The sequence below is a fragment of the Actinospica robiniae DSM 44927 genome, from assembly GCF_000504285.1.
Lineage (GTDB): Bacteria > Actinomycetota > Actinomycetes > Streptomycetales > Catenulisporaceae > Actinospica > Actinospica robiniae.
On the sequence record NZ_KI632511.1, the window covers coordinates 9333830 to 9348819 of the forward strand.

Sequence of the window (14990 nt, forward strand, 5' to 3'; positions counted from 1 at the left end):
ATAGATCGAGGGGGAGACGAGGATGCCGTCTGTCATCCGGGGAGTGGTGCGGGACCGCGGCGGCCGGCCGGTCGGCGGTCAGCGCGTAGCCGTGCTCGGCTGGGACGCCGAGAGCGCGGTGTCCACGCCGCTCGCGCAGGGTTTCGCCGACCCGCAGGGCGTGTACGAGCTCGAGTTCGAGATGCCCGCGGACGAGGTCTTCGTCGTCGGGTGCGCGGTCGGGGCCGAAGGGCAGGTACTCGCCTTCTCCGCCGCGCTGAGCGAGCTGCCCGAGGACGGGTCGGCGGACATCGTCGTGGAGCGGCGCGAGCGCCCCGGTGAATCCGACGAGCCCGAAGCCTCCGAGCCCGAACCCTCCGAGCAGGAGGCGGAACCGTTCTCAGAGGTCGAGGAGACGGGCTCCTGGAACGAGTCGCTCGCCGCGAGCCTCATCGGCGCTCCGCCGCTGCCCGACCCCGACGACGACTACTCCGTCTCCGGCGCCCTGACGTGGCCCGACGGACAGCCGGCCGCACACGTCGCGATCCGCGCGTACGACACCGATCTGCGCGGCGGCCAGCCGCTCGGCCCGCACGCTCCGCAGTTCGCGTCCGAGACCCGCACCGACGTGCGTGGCGACTACCGGATCGTCTACACCCGTCATCAGTTCGCCCGAGCCGACCTCGGCACCGCCGACATCGTCGTGCGCGCGCTCGACGGCGACTCAAAGCCTTGCGTCTCCTCGCCGGTGCACTTCAACGCACCACGCCACTTGGTCGTCGACCTCGTACTCCCAGCGGCCGTGGCCGGCCTTCCGGCGGAGTACGAGCGCGTCGTGGACCGGGTCGGGCGGCTCCTCGACCAGCCGCCACCGGCCGGGTTGGCCCAGTTGAGTGCGGAGAACACGGCGTTCCTGGTGGGGGAGACGACGTACGCCGCAGACGTCATCGGCGCGCTGATCACCGCGATCGGCCTTGCCGCCACTCCGGCCGCGGCGGCCGACAAGCCCGCGCAACTCACTGCGGCGTATTACAGCCTCATCCGCGTCGGCGACCCCGGCACGTTCGAAGGGCTTTCCGCGCTGAGCGCCGCGCAACTCGCCGCGGATCTGCGCAAAGCCGTCGCCGAAGGGATCGCGCCGGTCGCACTGCGCGACGCCGCCGACGCTTGTGCCCGTGCCATCGCAGCCCTGGCGGCGGATGCGCGTGGTCGGCAATTGTCGCAGGGCGCCGAGCTGTCGCAGCCCGCTGTCCGCTATCAGCAGACTTCCGCCGCGTCCAACGCGCTCGTGGACACCCGCTTGGATGCCGCGCTGAGAGCCGCCGTGCTCCGAGTGATCGGTCCGGCGAGTCCGGCGCTGGCGACCGCGTTCAACGGCCCGCTCAACGAGCTCGGCTGGCGGGCATCCGCGTCGGCCAGCGTCAACGACCTCGCCGCAACCGTCCTCACCCAGGCGCGCACCACCGACCCTGCGACTATCGCCGAAGTCGTGACCATCGGGAAGCGCGTCGCGTCCCAGCCTCCGGCGAGCGTCAGCCAGGTCTTGCATCTGAACGACACCGTCCGGGACAACCCCGTGCTGCGTGCCGACGTTCTCGCCGCGACCACCGCCGGCCTGGCCGATCTTGCGGCGCTGCCCGCGGGCGCCTCCTCCGCCCTCACGGCCGCGGCCGCAGGGCTCGCCGATGCTCCGGACGTGACCCTGGCGTCGCTCGTCGCCGACCGCAGCCTGACCGCGGACCAGGCACAGAGCTTCAAGGCCCTGCTGAGCCTGAGCGACCTCACCGACGCCAACATCCCGCTTCTCAAAGCCCTTCAGCAGCAGGGCTCGGCCACCCCGCTCGTGCTCGCGGGCTGGTCCACCGATCAGTGGACCCGGCTGCTGGCCGCGAACTCCATCGCGACCCCGCCCGGCTCGACCGCGGAACAGTATGCGGCCACCGTCCAGCTCAGCCTCGAACTCGCCTACCCCACCCAGGCCCTTGCCGCGCGCCTGGCCTCGGGCGGCGACGACGTGGCCACCTTCTTCGCGAACAACCCCGCCGTCGATCTACGCACCGTCAGCCTGGTGACCGGGGACGTTTCCGGCCTGAATTGGCAGGGCATCTCGGACAGCGGCCACCCTCGCGTGCTGACTCAACTCGGCTCGTACCAGCGACTGCTCGCGCTCGCCGACACGACCGACACTCGCGTCACGCTCGCGCGCAACGGCTTCGACTCGGCGCAGGCCGTCACGGCCCTGACGCCAGAGGCCTTCGCCCGAGCCAGCGGCCTCGACGCCGGGACGGCCCAGTTCACCTACGCGCGGGCGCAGAATCTCGCGCTGCAGGTCGCCCACCTCTACGGAACGGCGAACGACCTGCTCACCGGGCCCTACATGAAGATCCCTGTCAACAACAACGCCGGTCCGGAGCTCCTCGACGACCTACTCAAGATCGACGGACTAGCGCAGCTCTTCGGCTCGCAGGATTACTGCGACTGTGGCGACTGCCAGTCCGTGCTCAGCCCGGCCGCATACTTCGTCGACCTGATGCACTTCACCGACCAGCACGTGTCCGAGCCCGTGTTCGTGACACCGGGCTTGACCAACCACCCGCTCTACCTCAAGAACCGTCGCGGCGATCTCTGGACCCTGCCGCTCACCTGCGACAACACCAATACGCTCATTCCCTACCTGCAGATCGTCGACGAGGTGCTCGAAGCCGCGTTGACGAAGCTGCTCGGTTCTGATCCCTACCAGGTGCTGAGCGATCCGACGAACAAGGCCACCTGCCAGGTGCCGTTCACCCTGCCGTTCGCGGAACTCGGCCTCTACCTCGGCTACTTCGGGATGACGCCGGCCCAGGTCTACCAGGCGCTTCAGTCCCCGACCGTCACCGTGCACCGGGCCGCCGCAGGCCTCTCGCCCGACGATGCCACCGTCGTCGAGACCAACGACCCCACCGGCGTCGTCACCCGCCTCGGCCTCGCCTCCGCCGCTGATCTCGCCAATCTCCCGGTCCAGAGCTTCCTGCGCCGCACCGGCATCAGCCGCGACCAGCTGACCTCGCTGATCGCGCTACGTTGCGATTCCGGCCTCGCCAACGTCACCGTGGTCAAGCAGCCGGTGAGCGGCGAGATCCAGAACTTCCCCGAACTGCTGCAGAACCTGACCGCTGCCCGCGCCGACACTGCGTTCCGCTTCCTGCGCCTTTACGCGCCACTCGCCGCAGCGCCGTTCAGCTGGGCCGTGACAGATCTCGATCTCGTGCTGCTGACAGCCCAAACGGCCGGTCTGCTCAGCGGCCAGGCCGCGCTCGACGCCGCCACGGTCGACCTCGTCGGCCGCCTCGTCGCGGTGCAGCAGAGCGCGGCGAAGGCGAGCGCGTCGGGCACCGGCACGAGCCTGGGCGTCAGTCAGCTGTGCGCGCTGATCGGCGACATGCCCGTCTCCGCGGCGTTTCCGCTCCAGCCCGCCCATGCCGCCGACCGGCTGCTGTACGAGCAGGTCTTCGGCCTCGCCGACATCTTCGGCATTAAGGACAGCAGCACCGGCGAGCTCAACCAGACGGCCGATTACTATCACTATTCACTCGACACCACGCTCGGCAGCGGCACCCCGGTGATCGATCCGAAGACCCCCCTCCTGCTCGCCGGGCTCGGGATCAGCGAGACCGATCTGCTGCTGCTGTTCGACCTCGTCAAAGCCGATCTGCCGTTCACCGCCAACGGCCACTGCACGCTCGACCGGGGCAAGCTCTCCCTGCTCTACCGCCAGGTTCTGGTCGGCCGGATGCTCGGCCTCGGCGTGGCCGATCTGATCGCCGCGCTCGGGCTCGTCCAAGGCGCGGCCGCGGTGCCGGTCAGCACGCTGGACCAGGTCGAGGCGATGCAGGCCTTCGGCTCCTGGCTCGGGGCCGCGACGGCCTTCACCGTCGGACAGCTCCAGCTGATCATCTCAGGGGTCGAAAGCCCGACGGTCAAATTCGCGACCACGCCGCAGACCGTCGCCGCACTCGTCCAGCGTGTCCAAGCAGCCGCCCCGCCGACCGGCCCGGCGCCGGACCCCGTCGTCACCCTGAAGACCGAGCTGTGCGGTGCCTTCACGGTCGGCGCCGGTCGGCTGGCCGACGTGCTCACGTGGACCGACGAGGACGTCGCCATCATTACGGTTCCGATCCAGGACGCGCTGGCCGCGACGTTCACGAACGGGATCCCGGACAACCCGGCGCTGCTCCAGCCGCTCACCGACCTCGTCCGCCGCCTTGAGCGCGACGTCCTGCTCTTCGCGCAGCTCCAGCTGCCCGACGCAGAGGTCGACTACCTCACCGCGAACGCCGCGCAACTCGGCATCACCGACCGCAGCGCGCTGAAACTTGCCGACGTGCAGGCGGTCGCGGCTTACACCGGCTACGTCGGGCGCGTCCTGTCCCCGTCCGCATCCGCTTCCTCGCTCGCCACGGCCACCGCGACCGGATCCGGCGCGGACGCCTCGGCCCTCAGTCAAGCCGTGCTCACCTCGTACGCCGGCGCCGGCAGCTTCAGCACCGACGACCGAGCCCGGCTGGCTGACCTCCTGGCCGTCGACCAGAGCCTGATCGCCTCGGTGCTCACCGCCGCGACGCTTCCGAGCGTCGCCATCGCGGCCCTGGAGCGCGTCGACCAACTGGCCACGCTCTGCAAGACCCTCGGCGTCAACGCCTACTCGCTCTTCAAGCTCGGCGTCGATACGGACTACGCCGCCCTCGCCGCGGCCGCGCAGGTGGCCTACGGAGCCATCGGCGCTCAGTACACGGATGAATCCGCCCGCGACACCGCGCTCGAGCCGTACCAGGACCGCCTCAACTCGCTTAAGCGCGATGCACTCTGCGGCTACCTCATCGACGGCCGGCCGGAGCTGCACTTCACCGGTCACGACGATTTGTACGACTACTTCCTCCTCGATGTGGACACGAGTGGGTGCACCCGCACCTCGCGCGTGGTCGCGGCGATCTCCAGCGTGCAGCTCTACATCCAGCGCTGCGTCACCGGCCTCGAGCAGTCCGACCCCGCCATCACCAGCATCACCGCCATCCGAGTGGATCCGAGCGCCATCCCCGCCGTCGAATGGTCCTGGCGGCAGAACTTCCGCGTCTGGCAGGCCAACCGGGAGGTCTTCCTCTACCCCGAGTCCTACATGGACCCGGGTCTGCGCGACGACAAGACCCCCGCTTTCGAAGACCTCGAGAACGCGCTGATGCAGCAGCAGATCACCGACGCCACCGCCGGCGACGCCTACTCCGGCTACCTCACCGACCTGGCCGACCTCGCCCACCTGCGGATCTGCGGCAGCTTCCACGACGCGCCGAGCAACACGTACTACTTCTTCGGCCGCACCCAGCAGGATCCGCCCAGCTTCTACTACCGCAGCTGGGACACCACCACCTGGACCGCCTGGGTCAGCGTCGACCTGCCGATCGACGGCCCGTACGTCGCCGCGGCCATGCATCTGGGCCGGCTGATGGTCTTCTGGGCCGACGGTACCGTCAAGGACCACACCACGATCTCGGGCGGCTCGTCCTCCACGGACTACTACCAGGTGCAGGTCAAGCTCGTGTACTCGCTGCTCGAACCCGACGGCACCTGGCGCGAGCCGCAGAAGCTCGACTGGCTCTATCCGTCGCCCGAAGAGACGATCTCAGCGGTCGACGAAGTGTTCGAAGGCTACTACTCCTCACCCGAGGAGAACATCGCCGCGATGGAGCTGTCGAAGACGTACGAGAAGTCATACCCCTGGCTCGTCGGCAAGGGCGTCGTCCTGCGCTACTACAACGCGACGCTCAGCCCTTACTACTTCGACCGCGGCCTCGATCTGTTCCACAACCGGCTCGTCACCGGCAGCGGCATACCGGATCTCGGCCAGGGCACCGCGCTCGGCATCTACTTCACCGGATCCACGGCGTACCTCGGCATCGAGACCCGCGACTACGGCACCGAAGCCGATTTCGACCTCGCTCGCGAGCAGGCCACGATCATCGCCACGCCGCACACGATCGTCACCACCGGCTATCCGTACGAGAACCGCGAGGCCACCGACCCCGGACGCCGCTACTTCATGCACGCCGTGCACCGCGGCTTCCCCGAGTCCGTCGTGCAGATCGGGGACCAGCAGTTCCTCGTGCACGAGGCCGGCTACCGGCTGCTGAACCCGGGCCGGCTGCATGACACGGCCGCGCTCAACATCCACGACGCGGCCATCGCCCGCGACGACGCCGAGGTCCAGGCGCACAGCATGTTCCTGGGACCCAGCCTGGATATGCACGCCATCCGCGTGCCCGATCCGATCCTGTTCACCCCGATCCGGGCACCGCGCGGCCTCGTCCGCCTGTCCACCTCGGTCGCCGACTACCTCGGCGAGACGAACGCCGAATCCGGCCTCGACCAGCTGCTCGACCTGGCCACCCAGACCAACGCGGTCGAGCAGCCGCTGCCGTTCAAGATCACGGCTCCGGCCCAGCTCAGTGGCCCGGCCGACGACCCGCACCACATCGATCTGCACGGAGCCTTCGGCGCCTACTTCAAAGAGCTCTACCTGCACATCCCCTGGTTGATCGCGCAGCAGCTCAACACCGCCGGGCAGTACGCGGACGCGCTGAAGTGGTTCCGCCACGTCTTCGACCCCACGGCCGCGGCCTCCGCGAGCGATGCCACCCCCGCCGACCGCAACTGGCGCTACGTCGGCTTCCGAGGCCTGACCGTGCCCACGCTGCAGCAGCAGCTGACCGACCCGGCCGCGCTCGCCGCGTACCGCGACGACCCGTTCAACCCGTTCGCGATCGGGCGGCTGCGGCCCAGCGCGTTCCAGAAGGCCATCGTCATGCAGTTCATCGGCAACCTGCTGGACTGGGGCGACTCGCTCTTCGCCCAGGACACCACGGAGTCGATCAACGAGGCGACGATGCTCTACGTGCTCGCCGACGAGATCCTCGGCCCGCGTCCGGTCTCCCTCGGCGAGTGCGAGGTGCTGGACGAGAGCAAGCTCACCTACGCGGCCATCGCCCCGAGCCTCGGCAGCGCCTCGGACTTCCTGGTGACCCTGGAGAACTGGATCTATCAGTTCCAGTGGACGGCTTCACCCGAACTGCTGACCTACGCCAAGGCTTTGAACGTGGCGAAGCAGTGGGATGACATCCCCTCGCAGTGGGTCAACCAGGCCATCCCGATCTACCACGCGCCGCAGCTCGTCGCGCAGAGCACCCTCGTGTTCTGCGTCCCGCCGAACAGCAATCTCCTGGCGCTGTGGGACCGGGTCGACGACCGGCTCTACAAGATCCGCAACTGCATGAACATCAGCGGAGTGCGCCGACAGCTCGCGCTGTTCGCCCCGCCGATCAACCCGATGGACCTGGTGCGCGCGCAGGCCGCCGGCATGTCGATCGAGCAGGCCACGGCCGGCCTTGCCGCACCGGTCCCCGCGTACCGGTTCAGCTATCTGCTCGAACGCGCCCGCCAGGCCGCGCAGAGCGTGGCGACCTTCGCCTCGGCGCTGCTGTCCGCGCTCGAGCGCAAGGACGCCGAGGAGCTCACCCTGCTCGAGTCCCTGCACCAGCGCACGATCCTGCAGATGACGACGGACGTGCGAAACGCGCAGGTCCAGGAGGCGCAGTTCCTCGCCCAAGCCGCGCTCGGCGCCCAGGCGAACGCGCAGAACCGCGCCGACTACTACCAGGGCCTGATCCAGGGCGGCCTCAGCGGCTGGGAGCAGCTCGAAGAGGACAGCCGCAAAGCCGCCGCCGCCATCCGCGGCGTCGAGAGCGCCGTGCACCTGATGGCGGCCATCACCTACCTCGTGCCGCAGATCGGCAGCCCGTTCGCGATGAAGTACGGCGGCCAGGAGCTGGGGCACAGCGGCGTCGAGTTCGCCGAGTGGAGCTCGACCATGGCCTCGATCCTCGAGGTCGTGGCCTCTGCCGCGCAGATGGAAGCCTCCTTCGATCGGCGCTCGCAGGAGTGGCAGCAGCAGCTGACGCTCGCTCAGCAGGACGTCGCCAGCACCTCGCAGCAGGCCCAGGCCGCGCAGCAGAAGGCGGACTACGCCCAGCGCGAACTCGACATCCACCGCACCTCGATCGACCAGGCCTCGGACCTCGACGCCTTCTACAAGGGCAAGTTCACCGGGCTCGGCCTGTTCACCTACCTCGCCCGCACGCTCACCACCCTGCACCGCCAGGCGTACGACGCGGCGTACCAGCTCGCCCAGGCCGCACAGGTGGCTTACAAGTACGAGCTCGACGACGACACGCTCTTCGTCGCGCCGGACAACTGGAGCGGCGACAAGGCCGGGCTGCTCAGCGCCGAGCGGCTGCTCGTGCAGCTGCAGCAGATGGAGAACGCCTACCTCGCCGGCAACACGCGCCGCTACGAGATGACGCAGCACTTCGCACTCTCGATTGTCGACCCGGGCGCGCTCAATACCCTGCGAGAGACCGGTAGCTGCGCCTTCGACCTGCCCGAGCTGCTCTTCGACGTCGTCTACCCGGGCCACTATAAGCGCCTGGTGAAATCCGTGCGCGTCACCCTGCCCGGCGTGACCGGCCCGTACGTCAACGTCGGCGCGAAGCTCACGATGACCGCGAGCAAGGTCCGTGCCACGCCCTCGACCGGCCCGTCCGGCCTGGTGGCGGTGCCCAGCCAGCCCAAGATCGCCAGCGCCATCGCGACCAGCACCGGCGTGAGCGACGCGGGCGTGTTCGAGCTCTCCTTCCGGGACGAGCGCTACCTGCCGTTCGAGGGCGCCGGCGCCGTGAGCAGCTGGCAGCTCGACCTGCCCGCGAAGCTGCGGTCCTTCGACTACCGGACGATCTCGGACGTGGTCGTGCACCTGAGCTACACGGCCCTCGACGACGGCGCCTTCCGCGACACGGTCGAGAACGGCATCGTCAGCGAGCTGACCCAGTTCGCCGCCACGACCGGACTGAGCCGGCTGATCAGCCTGCGCCACGACTTCCCGGGTGTCTACAACCAGCTCACCGGCGGCACCGCGGCCGCGAACACGAGCTCGTCCTTCCCGTTCACCGATCGCCAGGTCCCGTACTTCCTCACCGGCCGGACGCTCGCCTTCACCTCCGCGCAGGCCCTGCTCGTCCCGCAGGCTGCCGGGCCGGTCGTGCCGGGTGCGCTCACCGTCTCGCTCAACGGCGCCACCGGCTCCGCCTGGACGGCCGTCGCCGGCACGCCCCTGATGTCCTCCACCCTGCCGGTGAGCGGCCCGCTGCTGGGCACCTGGACCTTCGCCACTCCGACCGGGCACCTGGATCCGACTCAAGTGGCCGACGTGCTGCTGCTTGTCGGCTACAAAGCGAGCTGATGCGGCGGCCGACCGGGTTAGGGTACGTGCATGAACCGCGTCCGGGTGATCGTCTCAGGCAAAGTGCAGGGCGTCTCCTACCGCGACACCTGCCGCCGGGAGGCGCTCGCGCAGCACGTCGGCGGCTGGGTGCGGAACCGGCCCGACGGCAGCGTCGAGGCCGTCTTCGAGGGCGCGCCGGAGGCCGTCGACGCGATGGTGGCGTGGGCGCGATTCGGGCCGCCGTCGGCGGCGGTGGACCGCATCGAGCTCTTCGAGGAGGCCCCGGCCGGCCTGGCCGGGTTCACGATTGAAGTCTGATCCCGCGCGACCCGGGCTCGGGCGTCAGCTCTGCGGCGGCTGCCGTCGCGAGCCGCTCTCGCCCTCGTCGCGATTGGCGCCGGTGATCTCGTCGAGCCGCCCGGCCAGGTGCTCGCGCTCCTTGTGCAGCTTCTTGGTCGCGCGGCGCAGCTGGTAGATCCGCCCGGCGCCCGGCACCACGACGAGCAGCACGCCGAGGATGGCCGCGAGCAGCAGGGCGACGCCGAGAGGCGCGCTGATGTTCGCGCCGTACAGGTGCACCGGAACGTGCTGGGAGTTCATCAGGATGAACACCAGCAGCAGGGTCAGGACCACCGCGCCCAGGATGAGCATGATCCAGAGCCCGCCCAGCCGGGAGTGCTTGGCCGGCCGCTCGCTGCCAGCGAGCTGCTGCTGCTGGTCCTTCGGATGCTTGCTCACGGTCCCGACTCCTTCGCTGCTCGACGGCGGCAGTGGTGGCTTGGTCCCTATTACCCCCATTTGCGTCCTACTCGCACCGTCGGGCCCGAAGATCACCGGTTCGCCGGTCGGGCCTGGGCCCGCATGGTCCGGTCCGGATCGGGGTATCGGCGACCCGTTCGGGCATACGCCCGTCCCTGGGCGGCTCTACGCGCCCGCGGTGATCGCCGGGAGTGGGAGCGAGCTCATGGAGAAGAAGTGGTGGACGCTGCTCGCGGTGTGCGTCGGCACGTTCATGCTGCTGCTGGACGTCACCATCGTGGTGGTCGCGCTGCCGGACATCCAGCGGGCCCTGAACGCGGGCTTCAGCGACGTCCAGTGGGTGGTCGACGCGTACGCGCTGGCCCTGGCCTCCTGCCTGCTGACCACCGGCGTGCTGGCCGACCGCTACGGCCGGCGCCGGCTGTTCGGGATCGGGCTGGTCATCTTCACCCTCGGCTCGCTGCTGTGCGGCCTCGCCCAGTCCTCGCTCATGCTCATCGTCTCCCGGGCCGGCCAGGGCGTCGGCGGCGCGATCATGTTCGCCACCTCGCTGGCGCTGCTCGGCCAGAGCTTCCGCGGCCGCGACCGCGGCGTCGCCTTCGGCGTGTGGGGCGCGATCACCGGCGTCGCCGTCTCGCTCGGCCCGATCCTCGGCGGGGTGATCACCACCGGGATCAGCTGGCGCGGGATCTTCCTGGTCAACGTGCCGGTCGGGGTGCTCGCCCTGGCCGCCACGCTGTGGAAGGTGGAGGAGTCGCGCGCGCCGCACCCGGGCCGGCTCGACCTGGTCGGCTTCGCACTGCTCACGCTCGGGCTGGTCGGCCTGGTCTACGGGCTGATCCGGGCGGGGGAGACCAGCTGGAGCGACACGGTGGCGATCACCGCGCTGGTCGTCGGCGGTGTGCTGCTGGTGGCCTTCATCTTCGCCGAGCGGGCGATAGCCGACCCGATGTTCGACCTGGGCCTGTTCCGCAAGCCGACCTTCGTCGGCGGCCTGTGCGCGGCCTTCGCGATGAACGGCTCGCTCTTCGCGATGTTCCTCTACCTCGTGCTTTACCTGCAGAACGTGCTGGGTTTCTCGGCCCTGGGCACCGGCACCCGGCTGCTGATCTCCAGCGCGTCGATGCTCGTAGCCGCGACCGTCGCCGGCCGCCTCAGCGAGCGCATCTCGGCCCGCTGGCTGATCGGGCCGGGCCTGCTCGCCGTGGGCGTCGGGCTGCTGCTCATGTCCGGGCTGAACAAGGACAGCAGCTGGACGCACCTGATCCCCGGGTTCATCGTCTCCGGCCTCGGTGCGGGCTTCGTGAATCCGCCGCTGGCCTCGACCGCGATCGGCGTGGTGGAGCCGGAGCGTGCGGGCATGGCCTCCGGCATCAACTCCACCTTCCGCCAGGTGGGCCTCGCCACCAGCATCGCCGCCCTCGGCTCGATCTTCACCAGTTCGCTGCGCAACGAGCTCACCAGCGCGCTCGCGAAGACCCCGCTGGCCCCGCACACGAACCAGATCATCGACGCCGTCCGCCAGGGCCAAGGCAGCGGCGCGAGTACCAGCTCCATCCCAGCCTCGCAGCAGCCGGTACTTCAAGCGGCCATCCGGTCGAGTTTCACCGGCGCGATGAACGACCTGCTCGTGGTTACCGCCGTGCTCGCACTGGCCGGCGGCGTGGTCTCGCTCCTGCTCATCCGGAACAAGGACTTCGCCGACCGTCAGCCGGCCGAGGCGCCGGCCGCCTGAGCCACCGCGCCGCCGGGCCGGCGGTTGCGGGCGAGCCGCTTGAGCACCGGCAGCGCGGCGAAGATCGTGCCGCCGACGGCGATCAGCCCGGCGCCGACCTCGACCGAGACGCGGCCGTTCCTGGACCAGTAGACGTCCTCGAGGTCCACCAGCAGGGCGAACTCGTCGATGATCAGGCCCAGCCCGATGCCGTAGCTCAGCGCCACGCTCGGGTGCCGCCGACGCTCGTCCTCCCCGTGCACGGCGATCGCGCCCACGCCGGTGAGCATGGCGATGCCCCACAGGTAGTGGTGCAGGTGGATCCCGCCCTTGCTCATGTCGTGGAACGGCCCGCGGCCCGCCCGGATGCTGTGGGTGATGCCCCGCGCCAGGCTGAAGGTCCCGGTGAAGCCCAGCCAGGACAGCAACGCCGAGCGCTCGGACGGGCCGAGCTCCTCGAGGTACGCCGTGTGCACCTCATCGGGCAGCTGATTGAGGTTGGTTTGCTGCATATACCCAATTTACTGCGAATTGCTGATCGGCCGGGTGCTCGTGGGGAGGGGTGTCTTGTCGGGTGGGGTGGTCGTCGTGGTGTGGGCGGCTGCTTCGCTTCGCCCGGTTTCATGTGTCCACCCGTTGCGTAGCGGGGCGGGCTGGAGTTTCAAGATCGAAAGGCGCCGCTGGCAGGCCCTTCCCTCGGAGAGAGTGCCGGGGTTTGTGGGGTGCTGGCGTTAACGGGGCGGGCTGCGGTTCGGCGTGGTCGGGTGCCGGGGGCGTGCTCTCTCCTCGGTCGGTCCCCGGAGGCAATCAGGAACCTGCCGGGAGCTCAAGCGGCGGTGGTTTGCGCTGATGCTCGATCTTGCATCGCGCCGCTTGACCTCCCGGCAGAACCCTGACTGGGCTTCGCCTGCCCGACCGAGGAGAGAGCCCACCCCCTGGGGGAGTGGTGCGAGCTGCGCTCAGGCCGAGTCCTGTCCCGTGGCCCGGTCGCGCTCGATCGGGAAGAATCCTGCATCGCCGTTCTAGGCCGCTGTCTTCTTCTCTACTCCTTCAACGACGGGGAGCGCGCCCGAGTGCCCGGAAATCTCCTGTATTTTTTCTTTTCCGGCAAAGGCCGGATTCGCTGTTTTTGTCGGTGGTGGCGTCTAGCATGGAAGAGTACGAGGGTCGGGTTTTGTGTCGGGAGGGTGGTGGACCGGGGTGGGGCCGAAGGCGGTGCAGGATTTCCCCTCGGCGTGCGACCGGGCCGCGCGATCCTGCGCATCAGGTGAGCACCGGGTGGATCGGATCAGGGTGATGCAGAATCCTTCCGCATCGAACGTGGCTGGCCTGCGGGATTCTGCAGCGAGGTCTGGGATCGGGGTCGACAGCATGAGGGTGATGCAGAATTCGACGCCAAGAGTGACCGGACCATCGAGGCTCATCGAGCTTGACCGTGCTTGAGGTGTAGGGCGTTCGGTGGCCCGTAGATCAGGGTCTTGCTGAAGTAGAGGCGCCCGTGGCGCTCTGTGATCATTCGAGTTGCTGAGACAAGAGTGATCGCGAGGGAGCCACGGGCTTGGTCAACGATACGACATTGCTGTTCGGACTCGACGGGGTGCAGGTCGTGCGCGTCATGCTCGATGACGACGAGAATCCGATACTGGCACTGGTGACCGCGTCTGAGCAGGCCAGATGCTGTCCCGGCTGCGGGATGCGTTCACAGCACGCGCATTCGTGGGTGCGCACCCGGCCACGGGATCTGCCGGTGGCAGGGCGCCGGACGGCGCTGACGTGGACCAAGCGGCGTTGGCGCTGCCGCAACGCCGCCTGTGAGCGGGCGACCTTCACCGAGTCGGTCCCGCAGATCCCGCCGCGTGCCCGGCTGACCGGTCGGCTTCGCGCCTCGATCGGAGCGGCGGTGGCCGACCGCGGGCGCACCGTGATCCAGGCCGCCCGCGACCACGAGGTGTCCTGGCCGATCGCGCAGACGGCGTTCGCCGCCCACACCCGCCTCGCGCTACCGGCCGAGACACCGCAGGTCGCACGCCTGGGCATCGACGAGATCCGGCGCGGCAAGGCGCGCTTCCGGCTCGTGCCCGGCGAAGGCGGCGACGAGAAGTGGGAGGTCGTGGCCGATAAATGGCACGTCGGGATGGTCGATCTCGGCGGCGGCGCCGGACTGCTCGGGCAGGTCGAGGGCCGCACCGCCGAGACGCTCTCGGCGTGGATCGAGGCGCAGAGCCCGCAATGGCGAGCCGGAGTCCAGGTCGTGGCGATCGACATGTGCACCGTGTTCAAGGCCGCGATCCGCACCAGCCTGCCGCACGCGGCGCTGGTGGTCGACCGCTTCCACGTCGCGCAACTGGCGAACACAGCGCTGACCGAGGTACGCCGCCGCGTCACCGTCCAGGCGCGCGGACGCCGAGGACGCAAGGGCAACCGGGAGTGGGAGCTGAGAAACAGGCTCACCCGCGCCGGCACACGGATGCACGCGAAGCACCTGGACCCGATGATCGACGACCTCCGGGCACTGCCCGCGAAGATCGGTATACCGATCCTCAAGGCATGGAACGTCAAGGAAGACCTGATGGACCTGCTCGCACTCCACGGCACACACCCGGACCGGGCACAGATCAGCGCTCTGCTGATCAGGTTCTACGAGAACGCCGCCGCCTGCGGCCTGCCGGAGATCACGCGGCTGGCCGGCACCGTCTCGACCTGGTGGCCGCAGATCCTCGCCGCGATCACCACCGGCGTGACGAACGCGGGCTCCGAGGGCACCAACCGCGTGATCAAAACCGACGCCCGCACCGCCTACGGCTACCGCAACCCCGCCAACCAGCGCCTACGCGCACGCGCCGCCACCACCCGCCGCGCCCGTGGACACCTCACCACCCACACCAGCGGACCCCACGCCCAACCCAGACGCCGCTCAAAAGCCTGACAGCACGGTCAAGCTCGATGAGCCACCATCGACCTTCTCACACGGATCGGGAATCGGGATGCAGGATTCAGCATCAAGGGCGACCGGAGCACCGACCCCATCGCGCGGATCGGGAATCGGGATGGCGGATCAAGGTGATGCAGCATTCGACATCAAGCGCGACCGGGCCACGGGGCGGGACTGGGCCCGAGCGCAGCTCGCACCACTCCCCAGGGGGTGGGCTCTCTCCTCGGTCGGGCAGGCGAAGCCCGATCAGGGTTCTGCCGGGAGGTCAAGCCTTGAGATTTAACCTCGGCGAGATCGTT

At 69.2% G+C, this 14990-nt stretch carries 6 protein-coding genes; 4 read left to right on the plus strand and 2 right to left on the minus strand.

What is annotated here, in order from left to right:
- The first annotated feature begins 22 nt into the window (after nucleotides 1-22).
- Nucleotides 23-9304, plus strand: a complete 9282-nt coding sequence (locus tag ACTRO_RS40095; protein ID WP_084316899.1) for a Tc toxin subunit A-related protein — start codon at nucleotides 23-25, stop codon at nucleotides 9302-9304.
- A 30-nt stretch (nucleotides 9305-9334) separates the two neighbouring features.
- Nucleotides 9335-9604: an acylphosphatase gene (locus ACTRO_RS40100; RefSeq protein ID WP_211244584.1), complete on the plus strand. Its 270-nt coding sequence runs from the start codon at nucleotides 9335-9337 to the stop codon at nucleotides 9602-9604.
- A gap of 24 nt (nucleotides 9605-9628) precedes the next feature.
- On the opposite strand, the gene ACTRO_RS45040 is transcribed toward ACTRO_RS40100, so the two are convergent.
- On the minus strand, nucleotides 9629-10024 hold the full coding sequence (locus tag ACTRO_RS45040) for a LapA family protein (RefSeq protein WP_063628158.1): 396 nt from the start codon (nucleotides 10022-10024) through the stop codon (nucleotides 9629-9631).
- Nucleotides 10025-10250: 226 nt separating this feature from the next.
- Between ACTRO_RS45040 and ACTRO_RS40110 the strand changes: the two genes are divergently transcribed.
- Nucleotides 10251-11780, plus strand: a complete 1530-nt coding sequence (locus ACTRO_RS40110) for an MFS transporter (protein WP_051452130.1) — start codon at nucleotides 10251-10253, stop codon at nucleotides 11778-11780.
- Here the strand turns inward: ACTRO_RS40110 and ACTRO_RS40115 are convergent.
- Nucleotides 11753-12271 (minus strand): hypothetical protein, encoded by a 519-nt coding sequence (locus ACTRO_RS40115; RefSeq protein WP_063628159.1) that lies wholly within the window; start codon nucleotides 12269-12271, stop codon nucleotides 11753-11755. The two genes, ACTRO_RS40110 and ACTRO_RS40115, sit on opposite strands and share 28 nt — an antisense overlap.
- Nucleotides 12272-13317: 1046 nt before the next feature.
- Between ACTRO_RS40115 and ACTRO_RS40120 the strand changes: the two genes are divergently transcribed.
- On the plus strand, nucleotides 13318-14685 hold the full coding sequence (locus ACTRO_RS40120; RefSeq protein ID WP_051450234.1) for an ISL3 family transposase: 1368 nt from the start codon (nucleotides 13318-13320) through the stop codon (nucleotides 14683-14685).
- Nucleotides 14686-14990 lie beyond the last annotated feature (305 nt).